Raw genomic sequence first — 21,038 nt, forward strand, 5'->3', positions numbered from 1 at the left:
TTTTCACCCCCCATTATATATTTCCCCTGATTAGCAAAAAAAGTTTAAAAAATAGATATTAGTGATTGCGGAATTTTCCAACTTCTTTTATAGTTAAAGTATCAGGAAATTGCTTGAAATTTTTTTTGAAAATAAAATGAATGAGTATTCATTCAACAAATATGTAAGGGGGATATGAACTTGGTTCGACAAATTCAAAGGGCTGCTGTTTTAGGTTCAGGTGTTATGGGATCAGGAATTGCTGCACATCTTGCGAACATCGGCATACCTACATTGTTATTGGATATAGTGCCTCGGGAAGTGTCTGTGGATGAAAAGAAAAAAGGATTGACCCTTGAAGATAGAGCCGTTAGAAACAGAATCAGCCAGGGAGCCATACAAAAGCTGTTAAAACAAAAGCCGGCTCCGCTGACCTCAAAGAAAAACCTTACTTTGATCGAAGCAGGGAACTTCGAGGATGATATGAAACGTCTCAGTGAAGTTGACTGGGTAATTGAAGTAGTTGTTGAAAACCTTGCTGTTAAGAAAACTGTTTTTGAACAGGTTGACAAATACCGGAAGCAAGGAAGTATCATATCATCAAATACATCAGGAATTTCAATTGAAGCCATGGCAGAAGGTCGTTCTGAGGATTTCAGAAAGAATTTTCTTGGCACTCATTTCTTTAACCCGCCAAGGTATTTGAAACTTCTTGAAGTTATACCGACTAAGGATACTGATCCTGACGTTCTTTCATTCATGAAGCTTTTCGGTGAAGACGTGCTTGGAAAAGGTGTAGTTGAAGCAAAGGACACGCCCAACTTCATTGCGAACCGGATTGGAACATATGGGCTGCTGGTGACTGTCCGCGAAATGCTGAAAGGCGGGTACAGTGTAGGAGAAGTTGACTCTGTAACAGGCCCGCTCATCGGCCGTCCGAAAAGTGCCACCTTCCGTACCTTGGACGTAGTAGGGCTTGATACATTCGTCCATGTAGCAAAGAACGTATATGACCAGGTTGAAGGTGATGAAAAAGAAATTTTTGAAATCCCGGCATTTCTGAAGAAAATGGTGGAAAATGGGTGGATTGGAAGTAAATCTGGACAAGGCTTTTTCCTGAAGAAAGGAAAAGAGATCCTCGAATTGAATCCGGAGACTCTTGAATATGAAGAAAGAAAGAAATTAAAAGCGGCTTCGGTAGAGTTAAGTAAACAGGAAAAAGGGTTAGCGAACAAAATGAAAGCGCTTGTATATAGCGATGACCGTGCGGGCGAACTATTATGGAATATTTTCAGCCCTGTAATGCTGTATTCGGCTGACCTGCTTGGCATAATAGCTGATGATATTGTAGCGATTGACCAGGCGATGAAATGGGGGTTTGGCTGGTCACAGGGACCTTTTGAGACATGGGATGCAATTGGCCTAGAGAAATCAACAGCCAAAATGGAGGAACAAGGACTACAGGTTCCAGAGTGGATCAAGCAGATGCTAAAAAACGGAAATACATCCTTCTACAAAGAAGCGGAAGGGAAAGTTCTATATTATTCCAACGGTGAATATAAAGAATTGGTTGAGAATCCGAAAGTTATCAATCTGCAAGCACTGAAAAAACAGAAGGGTGTCATCAAGAAAAATACAAGCGCCAGTCTTATTGATATTGGTGATGGAGTTGCGTTACTCGAATTCCATTCCCAAAGCAACGCAATCGGCCTTGATATCGTGCAAATGATTAATTTCGCTGTGGATGAAGTTGAAAAGAACTATAAGGGCTTGGTAATTGGAAATCAGGGCAAAAATTTCTGTGTAGGCGCAAACCTCGCAATGATGCTTATGGAAGCACAGGACGACAATATTTTTGAATTGGATATGGTTGTCCGCCATTTCCAGCAAGCTATGATGAAAATCAAATATAGTAATAAACCTGTAGTGGCTGCTCCGTTTGCTATGGCACTCGGAGGAGGAGCAGAGGTTTGTCTCCCTGCTGCACATATCCAGGCATCCTCTGAAACATACATGGGACTTGTGGAAGTAGGCGTCGGTCTCATTCCAGGAGGCGGCGGCAATAAAGAATTATATATTAAGCATTTGAAGAGCATGCCGAAGGGTGTAGAGTTTGACCTTCAGAAGGTGGCGAATAAAGTATTTGAAACAATTGCGATGGCAAAGGTATCCACTTCTGCTGCCGAAGCTAGAGAATACAATTTCTTAAACTTCGCAGATGGCATCAGCGTGAATGGCGACCATTTGCTTTACGATGCCAAGCAGGTTGTACTTGCCCTTCAGGAGAGCGGATATACAGCACCGATCCGCCAAAAGGTTCCGGTTGTTGGTGAAACAGGCTATGCAGCATTGCTTCTGGGAGCCGAAGCTATGCGTCTATCAGGTTTTATTTCTGACCACGATATGCAAATTGCGAAGAAACTTGCTTATGTAATCGCTGGCGGCAAGGTACCATACGGTACGGAAGTCGATGAGCAATACCTGCTGGACTTGGAACGCGAAGCATTCCTAAGCCTGATTGCACTGCCAAAATCACAGCAAAGAATGCAGCACATGCTTTTAAAAGGCAAACCTCTTCGTAACTAGTTTAGATTGTTAATAAATTTTCACTTATTATAAATTTCTAGCTCCAGCGCCCAGCAATTTTTTTCCGTAAGAATAAAAGCTCGACACCAGCACATCAAGCACAACGGAAGCGATACATCGCACGAAACAGAGCGGAGAAGCTTTGTGAGGACGTGGCGGTACTAGCCGTTATTCCGTTGCTTGGGCGCTTGCGCATTTCTAATTAAGGGGGATCCTCATGAGAGAAGCGGTAATTGTAGCAGGAGCCAGGACTCCTGTAGGTAAGGCGAAAAAAGGTTCTCTTGCCACTGTAAGGCCGGATGATTTAGGGGCTTTGGTAGTAAAAGAGACAATAAAGCGTGCCGGAAATTATGAAGGAAATATAGATGATTTAATAATTGGCTGCGCCATGCCTGAAGCCGAACAAGGTTTGAACATGGCGAGAAATATTGGTGCACTGGCTGGGCTTCCCTACACAGTGCCAGCCATAACAATAAACCGCTACTGCTCAAGCGGTCTGCAGAGCATTGCTTATGGTGCAGAACGTATTATGCTTGGACAGAGCGACACCATTATTGCTGGCGGAGCAGAGTCGATGAGCCTAGTGCCGATGATGGGCCATGTTACCCGCCCTAATGCGAAGCTTGCTGAAACAGCTCCTGAATATTACATGGGTATGGGCCATACAGCAGAAGAGGTTGCGAAGAAATTCGGCATTTCCCGAGAAGACCAGGATGCATTCGCAGTACGCAGCCATCAAAAGGCAGCAAAAGCTATTGCAGAAGGCAAATTCCTCGATGAGATAGTTCCGGTGGATGTAACAATTCGGTCTGTTAGTGCAGACAACAAACTGAAGGAACAATCTTTTCAATTTTCCCAGGACGAGGGTGTCCGTGAAGGCACTACAGCTCAGGTTCTGGGTAAATTAAGGCCTGCTTTCTCAGTAACAGGCTCTGTAACCGCAGGAAACGCTTCGCAAACAAGCGATGGAGCAGCAGCAGTAATGGTAATGGACAGTGAAAAAGCGTCCTCACTTGGTTTAATGCCAATGGGCAAATTCCGATCTTTCGCCGTAGCGGGAGTCCCGCCGGAAATCATGGGTGTAGGGCCGGTTGCGGCTATTCCCAAGGCTTTAAAGCTGGCTGGACTTGAGCTGTCTGATATTGGCTTGTTTGAACTGAACGAAGCCTTTGCATCCCAATCCATACAGATTATCCGGGAGCTGGGACTGGATGAGGGAATTGTGAACGTGAACGGTGGAGCAATAGCACTTGGCCACCCGCTTGGCTGTACAGGAGCCAAGCTGACACTTTCCCTGCTGCATGAAATGAAGCGCAGAAATACTCAATTCGGTGTTGTAACAATGTGTATCGGTGGCGGAATGGGCGCTGCCGGGGTATTCGAACTTTTGGCTTAATGAACAAAATGCCGTATTCCCTAAGTGGAATCAAAAATATAATTATTCCTATATTTTAAGGAGGAAAAAGGATGTCAAATCAAACAGAGAGCATTATTAAAGGCGGCAGCTTTTTAATTGAAGATGTTGCATATGAAAACGTTTTTACTCCAGAGGACTATACGGACGAGCAGAAAATGATCGCGAAAACAGCAGAAGACTTCGTAGTAAATGAAGTACTCCCGGTTGTAGAAAAGCTTGAAAACCATGAATTTGAGCATTCAGTAAGATTGCTGAAAGAAGCAGGCGAACTTGGTCTCCTTGGAGCTGATGTTCCGGAGGAATATGGCGGCCTTGGCCTTGATAAAATCAGTTCTGCTTTGATTTCAGAAAAGATGTCGCAGGCAGGAGGATTCTCCATCACTCATGGAGCACATGTTGGGATCGGTTCTCTTCCAATCGTCCTGTTCGGTAACGAAGAACAAAAACAAAAATATCTTCCTCTATTGGCTACCGGAGAAAAAATTGCTGCTTACGCATTGACTGAACCAGGATCTGGCTCAGACGCCTTAGGGGCAAAAACAACAGCTAAATTGAATGCTGAAGGCACTCACTTTGTATTGAATGGTGAAAAGCAATGGATCACCAATGCCGGTTTTGCCGACGTTTTCGTAGTATATGCAAAAATTGATGGAGAGCAATTTTCGGCCTTTATCGTTGAGCGGGAATATTCAGGTGTATCTGTTGGGCCTGAAGAAAAGAAAATGGGTATCAAGAGCTCGTCTACACGTACATTGATTCTCGAGGATGCTATGGTCCCAAAAGAAAACTTGCTTGGCGAAGCTGGGAAAGGCCATGTTATTGCGTTTAACATCCTTAATATTGGCCGTTACAAGCTTGGAGTGGGAGCTGTAGGCGGATCAAAACGTGCATTCCAAATCGCTGCTGCCTACACAAACCAGCGACAGCAGTTTAAGACGCCGATCTCTTCTTTTAACCTCACAAGAGAAAAGCTAGCCACAATGGCTTCTAAAATCTATGCAGCAGAAAGCTCAGTTTACCGTACAGTAGGTCTATTCGAAGACCACATGGGCAGACTGACGAATGAAGAAGCAAAAGACCGTAAAAAGGTAGCGGCATCCGTTGCAGAATATGCGATCGAGTGTTCTTTAAACAAATTTTTCGCATCTGAAGTGCTGGATTATGTAGTCGATGAAGGCGTACAGCTGCATGGCGGCTATGGATTTATGGCAGAGTATGAAATTGAGAGAGCTTACCGCGATTCAAGAATTAACCGTATTTTTGAAGGGACAAATGAAATTAACCGCCTGCTAGTGCCAGGCACTTTCATCCGTAAAGCAATGAAGGGCGAGCTGCCGTTATTCCAGAAAGCTCAGGCTCTACAGGAAGAATTGATGATGATGATGCCTGAAGAACCAGGCGACGAGCCGCTTGCAGCCCAGAAACATTTAGTGAAAAATGCCAAGAAAATCGGCTTGCTTTCAGCAGGATTAGCAGTTCAGAAATTCGGTAAAGCGCTTGAAAATGAGCAAGAGGTGCTTGTGAATATAGCTGATATCGTTTCCTTGGCATATGCAATGGAATCAGCCGTTTTGCGCACAGAAAAAGCAATTGCGAAATCTGGCCTCGAAAAGAATCAGCAAAAACTGCTTTATACTGAAATTTTCTGCCAGGAAGCGTTCAACTTAATTGAACAGCATGCAAAAGAGACCCTATTGGCTGTTGAAAGCGGAGATACTCTTCGGATGATGCTTTCCGCACTGCGCAAATTCACTAGACATACACCGATCAATGTAATCGGCAAAAAGCGTGAAGCAGCTGAGAAGCTGGTTGAAGCTGAAAGATTTGTTTTATAAAAATATGAGTCTACTGGCTACTGAAGCTTTTTTGGCCAAGGAATACAGACGAGAATATCCAAATGGATATTCTCGTTTTTATTAGAGATTGGTTAAAGCTTTTCTAAATTATAGGCCATGTTAAAACTCATTGTTGATAGTGGCACTTTGTTGATGTCTAGCTGCAGCAGCCAGCACCTTTTTCCGCAGGAAAATAAAGCTCCGACGCACAGGACGTTCCAGCCTATAGCCGACGTTCCTCTACTCAGGGCGCTTTCGCTTTTCTATAGTGGAGAGGAAGGTGTGAGACTCCTTGAAAATGCATCTGCAATTTCTCGTGCGGTGCTTATTCGGCGAATCCAATTCAAAGTACTGTGGGAAAAGCGGGTCAAGGGAGACCCTGCAGGCAGAGATGCGCCGAGGAGGCTACCGAACCGCCACTAGAGCGGAAATCAACAGGCAAGTTTAACAGCGAAATTATATTAAATTTTGACAGCATATTTTTTGTATTCAGGCAACAGAACGGTTATGCTAACTTAAGGTGGTGAATTTATGACGGTAACGTTTTATTGGTATCCGAAATGCGGATCTTGCCGTAACGCAAAAAAATGGCTGGATAGCCATAATATCAAGTATGAGCCTGTACATATCGCGGAAAATCCGCCAGCCAGACAGCAAATCGAGGAATTATATAAGAAGAGCGGGCTAGACATAAAAAAGTTTTTTAATACCAGTGGCCAGAAGTATAGGGAACTGGGATTAAAGGATAGGATAAAGGATGCATCAATCGGAGAACTTCTGGACATCCTTTCAACCGACGGAATGCTGCTTAAAAGGCCAATTGTTACGGACGGATCTTCGGTGACTGTCGGATTTAAGGAAGATGAATTTTCCGAAAAATGGCTTTAAATACAAAAAACAGCAAATTTTGAAGGCGCTCACCTTTAAAAAAAGGAAAAATCTATTATACTAAAATAGATCTATTATTAATTTGGAGGGATTGTTATGAGTACACCTAAAGAACTTCGCTACTCAGAAGAACATGAATGGGTAAAAACCGAGGGAGAAAACGTGCGTGTAGGCATTACGCATTTTGCCCAATCTGAGCTTGGGGATATCGTATTCGTGGAGCTTCCGGAAGTTGGGGATACAGTAACTGCTGATGAGCCTTTTGGGAGCGTTGAGTCTGTAAAAACGGTTTCTGAACTTTATGCGCCAATTAGCGGAAAAGTAATTGAAGTAAATGAGGATCTTAATGATAATCCTGAATATGTAAACGAATCTCCGTATGAAAAAGCATGGATGATCGTTATCGAGCCTTCTGACGTAAGTGAATTGGATAACCTTATGTCCGCAGAGCAATACGAAGAAATGACAAAAGAAGATTAATTGCTTAAGGAGAGGCATGGGCCTTTCCTTTTTTTGACCAATTAACAAGGAAAAAGCACATCTTTATATTTCTATTCAGCTGAATATAGAATTTAGGGTATTGCCTGACTCTTTTATATTACTTTAAAACACATTGTGGCTTCACAGTTGCTGTTCTTCCGTCAAATGACTTTATATAAGTGGGACGAAGTCTCGGTACACCATCCGTTTTTTTCTTGTCAGGAGGATAAGTTATGGAAAGTGTTTATTCTGAAAAGGTTATCATTGTCGAAGGATCTTCGGATAAGCGCAAGGTTGAAAGTGTAGTTAAAGAGGATGTTGAAATAATCTGTACGAATGGAACCATTTCCTTAACGAGACTGGATGAACTTGTGGATGAATTGTATAACAAAGATGTCTTTATCCTGGTAGATGCGGACGAGTCAGGAGAAAAGCTTAGAAAGCAATTTAAAAGGGAAATGCCTGACGCGGTTCATCTCTATATCGATAGGATGTATCGTGAGGTGGCAACTGCTCCGAAGTATCACATTGCCACAGTATTGCTGACCGCGAATATAGATGTTTACGCAGAATATTTGGAACAAAGGATGAATTAAAAATATGAAGGAATGGGCAGAGGAAGAACTGAACCTATCAATTCAATGGAAGCAGTCATTCTGTTTGTTTTTATATACCCCAATGTGTGGTACTTGCCAGGTCGCAACGAAGATGCTAACGGTTACCCTGGAGGTTCAGCCTGGGATAAAATGCGGAAAAATGAACCTTAATTATATGAAGAATATTGCCTCACAATATGAAATCGAAAGTGTTCCCTGTTTATTGATTTTTAAAAATGGGAAGCTGGAAAAGAAAATTTATGCATTTCACTCAGTCCCATACTTATTTGAAGAATTAAAGGGAATCTCTTAATACTGCCTGATATAAGTTCTTAGAATAGATAGCTATCGGTTTGATTCCAAATAAATAATGAAATTAAGAATCCTTGTCTAGAGACAGGGATTTTTTTATTTTCGTTTATCTATACACTATGAGATAGCTGTACGCATATCTACATATACCGACAGAAAACTTATTTTCTGGGAAATATGACAGACATTGCTTAGCTGATTGTCTCTTTATCTCATTAAATGTCGACAGGATATAAAAGGATTTTTGTTTATCTTCGTGGAAATATTTTACTAAAACCATTATGAAATGGGGGATTTTCATAGAGGAGCTACTGGCACTGCTTAAAGATAATATAAAGGATAGAAAACATTTAAAATCACTTATACAGCAAAAGAATATTAGGGTTCACTTTATCTCGGGGGAAGAAGAAAGCCACTTCACATTGAGCGGAAGTGAAGATGCTAGGGAAGGGGACACCAATAGGGACGTAATTATTTCTGGCAACCTGCAATCAATACATGAGATTTTGAATGGGAAAGCAAGACTGCAAACGATGATGAGAAGAGGTGACATTAAAGTTACAGGCAGATTCAGAGAAATTCTATTTTTGGAATCCTTGTTTTTACTATGTAAGCCTTATGCAGTGAAATAATTGTGAATATTCACGCAAATAATTGACCGGCTGACGTTACCGTGATATATTTCCTATAAAGACTTGATGAATAGCTATCAAGAAAGGCGGAGGGACTGGCCCGACGAAGCCCGGCAACCGGTATGTAGTACACGGTGCTAATTCCAGCAGAGTATAACTCTGAAAGATAGGGAGAGATAGACCAGCCTCTTCTTGGAAGAGGTTTTTTATTTGTTTTTTACTTTAACTTATCAAATAACCAGTTAGGAGATGAGAGTATGGCAGAAAGCAAAAATTACCGTTTTGAAACTCTAAGTATTCATGGCGGCCTTAATGCAGATCCCGTTACTGGTGCGCGGGCGGTTCCGATTTACCAGAGCAACGCGTTTCTCTTTAAGGACACAGATCATGCAGCAAATTTGTTTGGCCTAAAGGAAGAGGGCTACATTTATACACGTATTCATAACCCTACAGTCACAGTATTTGAGGAAAGGACTGCACTGCTGGAGGGAGGCATCGGGGCCTTAGCAGTTTCAAGCGGGATGGCAGCCATTATGGTTTCCATTCTTAACATTGCAGGTGCTGGAGATGAAATCGTATCTGCTTCCACGTTGTATGGGGGGACATACAATTTATTTGCCAATACTTTCCCGAAATACGGAATCAAGGTTCACTTTGTCGATCCGAAAGACCCTGAAAACTTTCGCAATGCCATTACGCCAAAGACTAAGGCGCTCTTTGGGGAAACGATTGGTAATCCAAGCTTGGATGTCCTGGATATTGAAGAGGTGGCGAAGATTGCCCATGAGGAAGGAATTCCTCTTATAGTAGATAATACTTTTGCTACGCCATATCTTTGCCGTCCGATTGACCACGGAGCGGATATTGTCGTTCATTCTGCTACAAAATGGCTGCTTGGAAATGGCACCACTATGGGCGGCATAATCGTAGATGGTGGCAAGTTTGACTGGAATTCTCCTAAATTCCCAGCATTCACAGAGCCTGATTCAAGCTATAACAATTTGGTATACAGCGAGGCACTGGGGGCTGCAGCATTCATTGCAAAAGCGCGGGTACAGCTGCTGAGGGATTTAGGGCCGGCATTAAGCCCGACCAGCGCGTTTCAATTCACGCTGGGGCTGGAAACACTGCATGTAAGAATGAAGGAGCATATTGCCAATACAAAGATAGTCTTGGATTATTTAAAAAACCACCCTGCAGTTAAATGGGTTTCCTATCCCGGGGATGAAAACCACCCTTCAAAGAAGCTTGCTGAAAAATATCTGCCAAAGGGGGCTGGCTCTGTTTTAACATTTGGCATTGTGGGGGGGAGAGAAGCAGGTGCCAAGCTAATCAATCATATAGTCCTGTGGTCACACGTTGCCAATGTAGGTGATGCAAAGAGCTTGATTATCCACCCAGCCAGCACAACCCACCAGCAGCTGCTGCCGGAGGATTTGAAAAAGTCCGGTGTAACTGAGGATTTGGTCCGGCTCTCAATAGGTATTGAAAACGCTAATGACCTTATTGATGATTTGGAGCAGGCAATTGAAATAGCTACAGGTATAACTTCACGAGCCGTAAGAACTGTGTAGGATTTCGAAAATAAGCAGCTTTCTTGTTTCTGCTGAAGCTTCCTCCTGAGTTCAAAATATTGGCTGCTAATTTTTATATCTAATCCGTTGACACTTACTTTTCACCGTGATAAAATCACACTCGTACCTGAAAATAGAACATACTTTTTAACAATCAAATAGATAGCTCTTATCACGAGAGGTGGAGGGATGTGCCCGATGAAACCCGGCAACCGGCAAGGAATTTTCCTTGAAAAGGTGCCAATTCACACAGAGCCGGAAAACGGCTCTGAAAGATGAGAGAAAGGTAAAAACGTAAAGCCTTTCTGCTCATGTGCAGAAAGGCTTTTATTATTTTTTCAGGCTATTCGAGGGAACATATAAATTAGAGTCAAAGATTAATGGAGAAGAGGGGGGGAGAAGCAGTGATTACACTTTCAAATGTAAGCAAGATATTTAAATCGGGTCTGAAAGCAAAAGACTCAATTGTGGCCGTTGATGATATCAGCCTTACTATCGATGAGGGTGAGATATTTGGTGTCATTGGGTACAGCGGTGCAGGAAAAAGTACGCTTATCCGAATGCTTAATGGACTGGAAACACCATCATCCGGTTCTGTAGTTGTTGCGGGAAAAGAGGTTTCCAAAATCAAGGGTTCGAGCTTGCGAAAAGCACGTCATGAAATCAGTATGATTTTTCAGCATTTTAATCTTCTTTGGTCTAGGACGGTAAGGGAGAACATTGCTTTTCCTCTAGAGATTACCGGGCTGCCAAAAGAAGAAAGACGGCAGCGGGTAAATGAACTGATTAAGCTGGTTGGGCTTGAAGGAAGAGAAGATGCCTATCCATCTCAGCTTAGCGGGGGGCAAAAGCAAAGAGTAGGTATTGCAAGAGCTCTTGCCAACAATCCGAAAGTATTGCTCTGTGATGAAGCTACTTCAGCGCTTGATCCCCAAACCACAGACTCTATTCTGGAGTTATTGGTGGATATCAATAAAAGACTGGGATTAACGATTGTACTGATTACCCATGAAATGCATGTCATCCGGAAAATTTGCAATCGCGTTGCTGTAATGGAAGCAGGAAAAGTAGTTGAAATCGGACCGGTGCTTAATGTGTTTAAAAATCCGGAGCAGCCTATTACAAAGCGGTTTGTCCAGCAGGTAACCGAGCCTGAAGAAACGAAGGAAACAGTGGAACATCTGCTTGACCGTTTCCCTGATGGTGAAGTGATACAGCTGACCTTTGTAGGGGAAAGTGCTGAGAATCCGCTAATTACTCAGCTTATCCGCAATTTTAAATTGGATGTCAATATCGTTCAAGGGAAGATTTCCCAAACGAGGGATGGCAGCTATGGAACGTTATTTATCCATATTGACGGACCTGCGGAAGAAATTGACCACGCTCTTGAATTCATTAAGCAGCAGCAGGTAGGGGTGGAGGTCATTTCAAATGATTGAAAACATGTTTCCAAATGTTAGTTGGGATCGAATACTTGAAGCAACAAATGAAACATTATATATGACTGCTATTTCAGTTGCTGTAACTTTTATACTTGGAATAGCACTAGGATTATTGCTTTTCCTTACATCAAAGGGAAATATTTGGGAGAATAGAATGATCAACGGAATTATCAGTGCATTCGTCAACATCTTCCGTTCTATACCATTTATTATCCTAATCGTTCTGCTTATTCCATTTACAATGTTTATCATGCAAACGATGATCGGGGAAAACGCGGCACTGCCTGCACTTATAATCGGTTCTGCTCCATTTTATGCTAGGATGGTAGAAATCGGGCTCAGGGAAATAGATAAAGGTGTTATCGAAGCAGCCAGGTCAATGGGTGCGAAGACTAGTACAATTATTTGGAAGGTCCTTCTTCCAGAATCAATGCCTGCTCTTATTTCAGGAATAACAGTTACCGCTATTGCACTTGTTGGCTATACAGCGATGGCCGGAGTAATTGGTGCAGGCGGCCTTGGAAATCTCGCCTATCTGGAAGGTTTTCAGCGGAACCGAAATGATGTAACACTTGTTGCGACAATTGTTGTATTATTAATTGTATTTATCATCCAATTTATTGGAGATTTAATAACTTCTAAATTAGATAAACGTTAAAGGAGATGGGAAAATTGAAAAAGTTAACAGGTTTTATTTTATTGTTAGTGCTGGCGCTGGCACTGGCTGCCTGCGGTACAAAGAAAGAAGAAAGCGGAAATGGCGGCACCGCGGATAATGGAAGCAAAGAAAATACAAGCGAAGAAACAAAAAAGCTTATTGTTGGTGCATCAAATGTTCCGCACGCAGTAATTTTGGAAAAGGCACAGCCTATTCTTGAAGAAAAGGGAGTTGAATTGGAAATCGTTCCTTTTCAAGACTACATCCTGCCTAACAAGAACTTAGATCAAGGTCAGCTTGACGCCAATTACTTCCAACATATTCCATATCTAGAAGCGCAAAAGAAAGAATTTGGTTATGATTTTGTAAATGCCGGCGGAATTCACATTGAACCAATTGGTATTTACTCAAAGAAACACAAAAAACTTGAAGACCTTCCAGAAGGTGCTGAAATCATTATGAGCAGCTCTGTTGCAGATCATGGACGCGCTCTTTCTATGCTTGAAGCAAAAGGTGTGATCAAGCTTAAAGAAGGTATCGACAAGACAACTGCAACTGTTGATGATATTACAGAAAACAGCAAAAAGCTTAAGTTCAAAACTGATATTGAAGCTTCATTATTAACACAGGTATATGAAAAAAATGAAGGTGACGCTGTAATGATCAACAGCAACTATGCGATTGACGCTGGCTTGAATCCAATGGAAGATGCAATTGAAATTGAAGATTCAGAATCTCCATATGTCAATGTTATTGCTGTAAGAGCAGGAGACGAAAACCGTGAAGAAATCAAAACACTGGTTGAAGTTCTTCGCTCACAAGAAATCCAAGACTTTATTAAATCTGAATACAAAGGTGCAGTTGTTCCTGTAACAGAATAATAAAATACTTAAGAAGGGCCCGTACACTAATAGTAGTGGTGCGGGTTTTTTTGTTAGATAAGAACTCCTGTTTTAACAAGAACAGACTATTTTTCCCTGGGAGGATGCGTGTCCGTCCATGTTTGGGACAAGGATTGCCAGAACTTAGTCGAAGTTACTTTTGTCAGGGCACTTACTCTTTTCTGAGGAAAGAAGGTAATTTTTAAACATGGAACGGCCACAAGCTCAGGCCGGCACAGCACATACGATCCTATTAGTTCTGGAAAAGCACTTTTCTTATCTTCATGTTTGGATAGAACCCCTTTGCAGGTTTCATACTAATCCAGATACTATTTGTTAGGAGTGACTGGAATGACTGTTGAACTGAATAATGCAACTGAAGCAGCGATTTACGATTATAAGGAAGGCTTGGGCAAGTTTATGCAAAAAATGCCCGAAATCGCACAGCACTATAATGCTTTTACTGAAGCATGCTTTAAAGAAGGTGTACTGTCTCAAAGAGAAAAACAGCTGATTGCCTTAGGGATAAGCCTGTACACTCAGGATGAATACTGCATTCTTTATCATGTAAAGGGATGCCTGGACCATGGAGCAACAGAGGAAGCCATTTATGAAGCAGTTGGGGTAACGGCTGCATTTGGAGGAGGGACTGCAATGAGCCAGGCAGTTACCCTTATTCAAGAAGCTATACAGGATTTAAAAGGAATGCAGCAATAAGGTTGGTAATCTGTTATTTTTTGCAAGAAAGTATGCATTAGCCGTTTAATCTTAATTCAATGGGGTAAAGAATGAGTGAGTTTAAATAGAGAAAGGATGATTCATTATTTACCCGTTAGAACTAAAAGTGACTACCGAGATGGAGAAAGCAATGCAGCAAGCTCACGGGATTGGTTATAATGAATACAGTTTGAATCTTGATAAGCGAATACAGGTTGAACAGCAAAGAGAAAAGGATTATGCACAAAGCGCTCAAATGATAAATGATTTGCAGCGGAGAGTTCACGTATAAATTTTAAAGGAAGAAAAAAGGCATCCCTATTATTGGCGATGCCTTTTTACATTTTTTGGCGCGGCAAAGAATGAATCAGAGGCAGAATAGAAAAACTATCGGAGATGCAAATTTGTTTGGAATGACACAGTATTTGCCTACCTTAATTAATGGAAAGGCTGTGTTAAAGCTCATTGTTGATTTTGGCACTTTGCTGATGTCTAGCTGCAGCGCCCAGCCCCTCGAGGTCATAAGCCAATCACTTCGGAAGGCAAAGTACGCCTTCTGTCAGCGCTTGTCTTATGCTTTTCAGGGCTGACCAGGCCGCTTTCGCTTTTCTATGATGTCTAGCTGCAGCGCCCAGCAACTTTTTTTCTTAGGAAAAAAAAGCCCTCGAATGTTGTGACCGCCGTCACAACCCTGTGTTGGAATCAAGTGCCATCGCAACCTTGGTCATAAGCCAATCACTTCGGAAGGCAAAAAAACGCCTTCTGTCAGCGCTTGTCTTATGCTTGTCAGGGCGCTTCCGCATTTCCACCCGCATTTTCTTGAGCGGTTTTTATTCGGGGAAGCCAACTCTACGTCCTGCGGGGAAACCGGGTAAAGGCAGACCCCGCAGGCACAAGCGCTAAGGAGGCTTCCGATCCACCCGCAGAAAGCGAGTATTGGAGCGGAAATTACAGGCATGTTAACAATGCCAATGGAAAAAACAAACGACTATAGAGATAGGAGAAACATTTCTTTATTAGTTGCTTACAGTTTTAATTTGTTATAAGATTGTAATGAGAATAAAATGAGAATGGATGTTTTCAAACCATTACAAAAACTTTTCTACACAATCAAACAGGATATATGACGGAGGTTATATTATGGCAGGTTCAACTTTAACAATTAAAGATCTTTATGTTTCTATTGAAGGCAAAGAGATATTAAAAGGCGTAAACCTCGAAATAAAGGGCGGCGAAATCCACGCAGTCATGGGACCAAATGGTACAGGAAAATCAACACTTTCCTCTGCCATCATGGGCCATCCAAAATATGAAGTAACAAGCGGAAGCATTACTTTCGACGGTGAAGATGTACTGGAAATGGAAGTGGACGAGCGTGCACGCGTCGGTCTTTTCCTTGCTATGCAATATCCATCTGAAATCAGCGGAGTTACAAATGCAGACTTCCTTCGCTCTGCCATTAATGCCCGCCGTGAAGAAGGCGATGAAATTTCATTAATGAAGTTCATCCGCGAAATGGATAAGAAAATGGATTTTCTTGAAATGGACCAAGACATGGCACAGCGTTATTTAAATGAAGGGTTTTCCGGCGGTGAGAAAAAACGTAACGAGATTCTTCAGCTTATGATGCTTCAGCCTAAAATTGCGATCCTGGACGAAATTGATTCCGGTTTGGACATTGACGCATTGAAAGTTGTTTCAAATGGTATTAATGAAATGCGCGGTGAGGATTTTGGCTGCTTGATCATCACTCATTACCAGCGTTTATTAAACTATATTACTCCTGACTTCGTACACGTTATGATGCAAGGCCGCGTCGTAAAATCTGGAGGTCCTGAGCTGGCACAGCGTTTGGAAGCTGAAGGATATGACTGGATTAAAAAAGAACTAGGCATCGAAGACGAAACTGTCGGCCAAGAAGCGTAGTAAGGAGGATTGCCATGACAACGGAAACGAAATTCCCAATGGATTTGGAGTCTGTTAACTCCTATTCAAAACAAAATAATGAACCTGCCTGGCTGACAAAGAAACGCGAAGAAGCTTTCGCCGGATTTGAAACACTCCCAATGCCACGGCCTGATAAAACAAAGATTGATAAATGGAACTTTACATCTTTTGCCCAGCATACTGTAGAGAGCGAAGCGTTCACCAGCCTGCAGGAGCTTCCAGAAGATGTAAAAGCACTAATTAATATTGAAAATGAGTCACAAAATTTATATATTCAAAGAAATAATACGCCTGCATACTTCTCAATGTCTCAGGAGTTAAAGGACCAAGGCGTGATTTTTACTGATATCTTTACGGCTGCGCGTGAGCATAGCGATCTGCTTGAATCCTTCTTTATGAGAAACGGAGTAAAGGCAGATGAACATCGTTTAACAGCTCTTCATGCAGCGTTGATGAACGGGGGAGCATTTTTATATGTTCCGAAGAATGTCGAAATTAAGGAGCCTATTCAGGCAGTTTACATTATCGATACAGTGGAAACCGCCCTTTTCAATCATGTTTTGGTCGTTGCTGATGAGAACAGTTCAGTGACATATGTTGAAAACTATTTTTCAACAGGCTCTTCTGAAAGTGGGATTGTAAATACCATTTCAGAGGTTATTGCGAATAACAATGCAAAAATTACCTATGGCGCAGTAGATACACTGGCAAAAGGAATTACAGCATATGTTAACCGCCGTGGTGTTGCAATGAGAGATGCGCGGATAGATTGGGCCCTTGGGCTTATGAATGACGGCGATACAATTTCTGAGAACATTACCTACCTGCTGGGCGATGGATCAATTGGTGATACAAAGACTGTAGTTGTGGGCCGTGGTGAACAAAAGCAAAACTTTACCACAAGCGTTATCCACCACGGAAAACGTTCAGAAGGCTATATATTAAAGCATGGTGTAATGAAGGACAGTGCCTCTTCCATCTTTAACGGGATCGGCAAAATTGAGCATGGTGCAACTAAGTCAAATGCTGAACAGGAATCGCGTGTATTGATGCTGAGTGAAAAAGCACGCGGAGATGCAAATCCAATCTTGCTTATTGATGAAGATGATGTAACGGCAGGGCATGCTGCGTCTGTCGGACGTGTCGATCCTCTACAGCTTTACTATTTGATGAGCCGGGGGATTTCAAAAACTGAAGCAGAGCGATTAGTCATCCATGGATTCCTTGCACCGGTTGTAAACGAACTGCCAATTGAAGGAGTCAAAAAGCAGCTGGTAGAGGTAATCGAAAGGAAAGTGCAATAATGATTGCAGCTGAAATTCGCAGCCAGTTCCCTATTTTGGATCAGGAAGTGAACGGACATCCTTTGGTTTATCTTGACAGTGCCGCTACTTCCCAAAAGCCCATTCAAGTGATCGATGCTTTATCAAAGTATTACCGCGAGTACAACTCGAATGTCCATCGCGGTGTCCATACCCTGGGCACAAAAGCAACCGATGGTTATGAAGGAGCACGGGAAAAGGTCCGCAGGTTTATCAATGCTAAATCTGCTGAAGAGGTTATTTTTACAAGGGGAACGACCACATCCTTAAATATGGTTGCCAGAAGCTATGGAGGCGCCAATCTTTCCGAAGGCGACGAAATTGTTATTTCCTATATGGAGCATCACAGCAACATCATCCCTTGGCAGCAGATAGCTAAACAAACTGGAGCGACACTAAAATATCTGCCGCTTCAGGAAGATGGCACGATCTCCCTTGAGGATGCCAGGGAAACTATAACTGGGAATACAAAGATTGTTTCCATTATGCATGTCTCCAATGTACTGGGTGTAATCAATCCTATTAAAGAAATCGCGAAAATTGCCCATGAAAATAGTGCGATTATGGTGGTCGATGGAGCCCAGAGCGCGCCGCATATTAAAATAGATGTTCAGGATTTGGATTGCGATTTCTTTGCTTTTTCTGGGCATAAAATGTGTGGCCCTACCGGCATCGGGGTATTATACGGAAAGAGGGAACTCCTTGAAACTATGGAGCCGGTGGAATTCGGCGGCGAAATGATCGATTTTGTTGATCTGTATGATTCCACATGGAAGGAGCTTCCTTGGAAATTTGAAGGAGGGACTCCGATCATAGCAGGCGCGATTGGGCTGGGAGCCGCTATTGACTTCCTGGAACAGATCGGCCTGGACCATATTGAAAAACATGAACACAAACTCGCTGCTTATGCTCTTGATAAAATGTCTGCTATAGAAGGTCTGACTATTTATGGACCTGAAAACGCAGATCAGCGCGCGGGTGTAGTAACATTTAACATAACTGATGTTCATCCACATGACGTCGCAACAGTTCTCGACGCAGAGGGAATCGCTGTCCGGGCAGGTCATCACTGTGCCCAGCCGCTGATGCGATGGCTCAAGGTTTCAGCAACTGCACGCGCCAGTTTTTACCTGTACAACACAGAAGAAGATATTGATAAGCTGGTTGAAGGGCTTGTCAGAACAAAGGAGTATTTTGGCGATGTCTTCTAATAACTTAGATACACTATATCGGCAGGTTATTATGGATCATTATAAGAACCCCCGAAATAAGGGTGCGCTTGAGGATGGCAGTCTAATTATTGATATGAATAATCCAACATGCGGAGACCGGATCAGGTTAACACTTAAAGTGGAAGACGGTAAAGTTACTGATGCAAAATTCGACGGTGAAGGATGTTCTATATCCATGTCTTCTGCCTCCATGATGACTCAGGCAATAAAGGGGAAAGATATCGAAACAGCTTTAAAGTTTTCCCGAATCTTTTCAGATATGATTCAAGGAAAAGAATATGACGATGAAGGATTGGACCTTGGCGATATCGAAGCCCTTCAGGGGGTCTCCAAATTCCCTGCGAGAATAAAATGTGCAACGCTGGCATGGAAAGCAATGGAGAAGGGCCTGAACGACAAATAATGATAATAGTTTCATGGACTTGCAGCTAAGTCCTGGCTATTTACGAATGGAGGAAACGACCAATGGCTAAGAAAATGCCAGAGATCGGTGATTATAAATATGGTTTTTCTGATAGAGACGTATCTATTTTCCGGTCAAAGCGCGGCCTGACCCGTGAGATCGTTGAAGAGATTTCCCGAATGAAGAGCGAGCCGCAGTGGATGCTTGATTTCCGCTTAAAATCATTGGAGCATTTCTATGAAATGCCAATGCCGCAATGGGGCGGAGACATGGCCAGCCTAAACTTTGACGAAATCACTTACTATGTTAAGCCTTCTGAGAAATCAGAACGTTCATGGGATGAGGTTCCAGAAGAAATTAAACAAACATTTGATAAGCTTGGGATTCCTGAAGCTGAACAAAAGTATTTGGCTGGGGTATCAGCACAATACGAATCAGAAGTAGTGTACCATAACATGAAGGAAGATCTTGAAGAAATGGGAATCGTGTTTAAGGATACTGATTCCGCTCTTAAGGAAAATGAAGATATTTTCCGCGAGCACTTTGGGAAGACTATTCCTCCTACTGATAACAAGTTTTCTGCATTGAACTCTGCTGTGTGGTCCGGAGGTTCATTCATATATGTTCCAAAAGGAATCAAAGTAGATACGCCTCTTCAGGCTTATTTCCGCATTAACTCTGAAAACATGGGTCAATTTGAGCGTACGTTAATCATTGTTGATGAAGGCGCGTCTGTACATTATGTAGAGGGCTGTACAGCTCCTGTATATACGACAAATTCACTTCACAGTGCTGTTGTAGAAATAATCGTTAAGAAAGATGCTTATTGCCGTTATACGACAATCCAAAACTGGGCCAACAACGTATTCAACCTGGTTACAAAACGTGCCGTTTGTGAAGCAAACGCCACCATGGAATGGATCGACGGAAATATTGGCTCTAAGCTGACAATGAAGTATCCTGCCGTTATCCTAAAAGGAGAAGGCGCACGTGGGCTGACATTGTCTATTGCAATCGCTGGTAAAGGACAGCACCAGGATGCAGGAGCGAAGATGATTCACCTTGCACCAAATACATCTTCAACGATTGTTTCCAAGTCCATCTCGAAGCATGGCGGTAAAGTAACATACCGCGGAATCGTTCACTTTGGCCGCAAAGCGGATGGAGCCCGTTCTAATATTGAGTGTGATACTCTAATTATGGATAACCAATCAACATCTGATACAATTCCATACAATGAAATTCTGAACGATAATATTTCACTAGAGCATGAAGCAAAGGTATCCAAGGTTTCAGAGGAACAGTTATTCTACCTCATGAGCCGCGGTGTATCAGAGCAGGAAGCAACGGAAATGATCGTAATGGGCTTCATTGAGCCATTCACAAAAGAACTTCCTATGGAATATGCAGTTGAAATGAACCGCCTGATCAAGTTTGAAATGGAAGGTTCCATTGGATAAGAAAAGCGTAAGCACCCTGTCACAAAGGAACGGCCAGCACACCCTGTGCAAGACCTACAAGCATGAGTAAATCGCTGACAGAAGGCGCTTTTTGCCTTCCGAAGTGATTGGCTTATGACCAAGGTTGCGATGGCACTTGATCGCAACACAGGGTTGTGACGGCACTTGGTCACAACATTCGAGGCCGATTAGGATCGCCACGTCGTGTGGAGACATCGGCACTAGCACGTCCTGTGCGTCGGGGCTTTATTTTACTCCGTAAAAAAAATTGCTGGGCGCTGAAGCTAGACATCTTTACTTCTTCAAAAAGCATACTTTCTTATCTAAACAACCCCGCCCTTGATAGGCGGGGTTTGCTTTTTGGGAAAATCTATGTTTATCAAGGGAGCTTGCTTTTTTGTGTTCTTGAAACTAATAGCTCTGTTTGTTGTCATTTAGTTTCCTTGCTTCTTCTGGTCCGGACATTTTAGTGGCTCCTGGATAATGCAGGTCATGATCCCGATCTGATTCAACTCTGCCGCTATTCCTTAACTTTTTTTCCTGGCGGTCTCTTCCCATGTTTACACACCTCCCTTTCTTAACTTGACCGATAGATGAAAGATTATTCAAATTTGAACTGTCGATGGGTTCATTCCCGACGCCTACATTTCGCTACTCTTTAACAAGAGCGTGTTCTT

At 42.5% G+C, this 21,038-nt stretch carries 20 protein-coding genes and 2 riboswitches; of the genes, 19 read left to right on the forward strand and 1 reads right to left on the reverse strand.

Annotated elements, in window-relative coordinates:
* Positions 1 to 174: 174 nt before the first annotated feature.
* From D0469_RS07790 to sufB, 19 genes are all read left to right on the forward strand, one after another.
* On the forward strand, positions 175 to 2,565 hold the full coding sequence (locus D0469_RS07790) for a 3-hydroxyacyl-CoA dehydrogenase/enoyl-CoA hydratase family protein (protein WP_407675734.1): 2,391 nt from the start codon (positions 175 to 177) through the stop codon (positions 2,563 to 2,565).
* Between the two features lie 217 nt (positions 2,566 to 2,782).
* Complete coding sequence (locus tag D0469_RS07795) at positions 2,783 to 3,961, forward strand: acetyl-CoA C-acetyltransferase (RefSeq protein WP_117326082.1); 1,179 nt, start codon at positions 2,783 to 2,785, stop codon at positions 3,959 to 3,961.
* A gap of 71 nt (positions 3,962 to 4,032) precedes the next feature.
* Entirely contained in the window at positions 4,033 to 5,817 is a 1,785-nt protein-coding gene (locus D0469_RS07800) for an acyl-CoA dehydrogenase family protein (protein ID WP_117326083.1), read from the forward strand.
* 531 nt (positions 5,818 to 6,348) lie between these two features.
* Positions 6,349 to 6,705 carry an arsenate reductase family protein gene (locus tag D0469_RS07810; protein WP_117326087.1) on the forward strand — a complete coding sequence of 119 codons (357 nt, stop codon included), beginning with the start codon at positions 6,349 to 6,351 and terminating at the stop codon, positions 6,703 to 6,705.
* A gap of 96 nt (positions 6,706 to 6,801) precedes the next feature.
* Positions 6,802 to 7,185, forward strand: a complete 384-nt coding sequence (gene gcvH / locus D0469_RS07815; protein WP_117326088.1) for a glycine cleavage system protein GcvH — start codon at positions 6,802 to 6,804, stop codon at positions 7,183 to 7,185.
* A 233-nt stretch (positions 7,186 to 7,418) separates the two neighbouring features.
* The gene (locus tag D0469_RS07820) at positions 7,419 to 7,781 is read left to right on the forward strand and encodes a toprim domain-containing protein (protein ID WP_117326089.1); all 363 of its coding nucleotides are present in this window, start codon (positions 7,419 to 7,421) and stop codon (positions 7,779 to 7,781) included.
* A 4-nt stretch (positions 7,782 to 7,785) separates the two neighbouring features.
* Entirely contained in the window at positions 7,786 to 8,094 is a 309-nt protein-coding gene (locus D0469_RS07825; protein ID WP_117326090.1) for a thioredoxin family protein, read from the forward strand.
* Between the two features lie 280 nt (positions 8,095 to 8,374).
* Positions 8,375 to 8,725 (forward strand): SCP2 sterol-binding domain-containing protein, encoded by a 351-nt coding sequence (locus tag D0469_RS22120; RefSeq protein ID WP_117326091.1) that lies wholly within the window; start codon positions 8,375 to 8,377, stop codon positions 8,723 to 8,725.
* A 71-nt stretch (positions 8,726 to 8,796) separates the two neighbouring features.
* Positions 8,797 to 8,898, forward strand: a riboswitch (SAM riboswitch).
* 84 nt (positions 8,899 to 8,982) lie between these two features.
* A complete protein-coding gene (locus D0469_RS07835; RefSeq protein ID WP_117326093.1) occupies positions 8,983 to 10,299 on the forward strand; it encodes an O-acetylhomoserine aminocarboxypropyltransferase/cysteine synthase family protein in 1,317 nt (438 codons plus the stop codon).
* A 166-nt stretch (positions 10,300 to 10,465) separates the two neighbouring features.
* Positions 10,466 to 10,581: riboswitch (SAM riboswitch) on the forward strand.
* A 122-nt stretch (positions 10,582 to 10,703) separates the two neighbouring features.
* A complete protein-coding gene (locus D0469_RS07840) occupies positions 10,704 to 11,738 on the forward strand; it encodes a methionine ABC transporter ATP-binding protein (protein WP_117326095.1) in 1,035 nt (344 codons plus the stop codon).
* Positions 11,731 to 12,399 carry a methionine ABC transporter permease gene (locus tag D0469_RS07845; protein ID WP_117326097.1) on the forward strand — a complete coding sequence of 223 codons (669 nt, stop codon included), beginning with the start codon at positions 11,731 to 11,733 and terminating at the stop codon, positions 12,397 to 12,399. Before D0469_RS07840 ends, D0469_RS07845 begins: the two co-directional genes overlap by 8 nt.
* Positions 12,400 to 12,413: 14 nt before the next feature.
* Entirely contained in the window at positions 12,414 to 13,280 is an 867-nt protein-coding gene (locus tag D0469_RS07850; protein WP_325048935.1) for a MetQ/NlpA family ABC transporter substrate-binding protein, read from the forward strand.
* A 351-nt stretch (positions 13,281 to 13,631) separates the two neighbouring features.
* The gene (locus D0469_RS07855) at positions 13,632 to 13,997 is read left to right on the forward strand and encodes a carboxymuconolactone decarboxylase family protein (protein ID WP_117326101.1); all 366 of its coding nucleotides are present in this window, start codon (positions 13,632 to 13,634) and stop codon (positions 13,995 to 13,997) included.
* Positions 13,998 to 14,136: 139 nt separating this feature from the next.
* Positions 14,137 to 14,289, forward strand: a complete 153-nt coding sequence (locus D0469_RS21335; RefSeq protein ID WP_199478420.1) for a hypothetical protein — start codon at positions 14,137 to 14,139, stop codon at positions 14,287 to 14,289.
* 848 nt (positions 14,290 to 15,137) lie between these two features.
* The gene (gene sufC / locus D0469_RS07865; protein WP_117326105.1) at positions 15,138 to 15,923 is read left to right on the forward strand and encodes a Fe-S cluster assembly ATPase SufC; all 786 of its coding nucleotides are present in this window, start codon (positions 15,138 to 15,140) and stop codon (positions 15,921 to 15,923) included.
* Positions 15,924 to 15,937: 14 nt separating this feature from the next.
* Positions 15,938 to 17,248, forward strand: coding sequence for a Fe-S cluster assembly protein SufD (gene sufD, locus D0469_RS07870; protein WP_117326107.1), 1,311 nt, complete (start codon positions 15,938 to 15,940; stop codon positions 17,246 to 17,248).
* A complete protein-coding gene (locus D0469_RS07875) occupies positions 17,248 to 18,477 on the forward strand; it encodes a cysteine desulfurase (RefSeq protein ID WP_117326109.1) in 1,230 nt (409 codons plus the stop codon). Before sufD ends, D0469_RS07875 begins: the two co-directional genes overlap by 1 nt.
* Positions 18,467 to 18,901, forward strand: coding sequence for a Fe-S cluster assembly sulfur transfer protein SufU (sufU, locus tag D0469_RS07880; protein ID WP_117326111.1), 435 nt, complete (start codon positions 18,467 to 18,469; stop codon positions 18,899 to 18,901). Before D0469_RS07875 ends, sufU begins: the two co-directional genes overlap by 11 nt.
* Positions 18,902 to 18,963: 62 nt before the next feature.
* Positions 18,964 to 20,361 carry a Fe-S cluster assembly protein SufB gene (gene sufB, locus D0469_RS07885; RefSeq protein ID WP_117326113.1) on the forward strand — a complete coding sequence of 466 codons (1,398 nt, stop codon included), beginning with the start codon at positions 18,964 to 18,966 and terminating at the stop codon, positions 20,359 to 20,361.
* 411 nt (positions 20,362 to 20,772) lie between these two features.
* On the opposite strand, the gene D0469_RS07890 is transcribed toward sufB, so the two are convergent.
* A complete protein-coding gene (locus tag D0469_RS07890) occupies positions 20,773 to 20,919 on the reverse strand; it encodes a YpzI family protein (RefSeq protein WP_117326115.1) in 147 nt (48 codons plus the stop codon).
* Between the last annotated feature and the right edge of the window lie 119 nt (positions 20,920 to 21,038).

The sequence above is a fragment of the Peribacillus saganii genome (assembly GCF_003429095.1).
Lineage (GTDB): Bacteria > Bacillota > Bacilli > Bacillales > DSM-1321 > Peribacillus > Peribacillus saganii.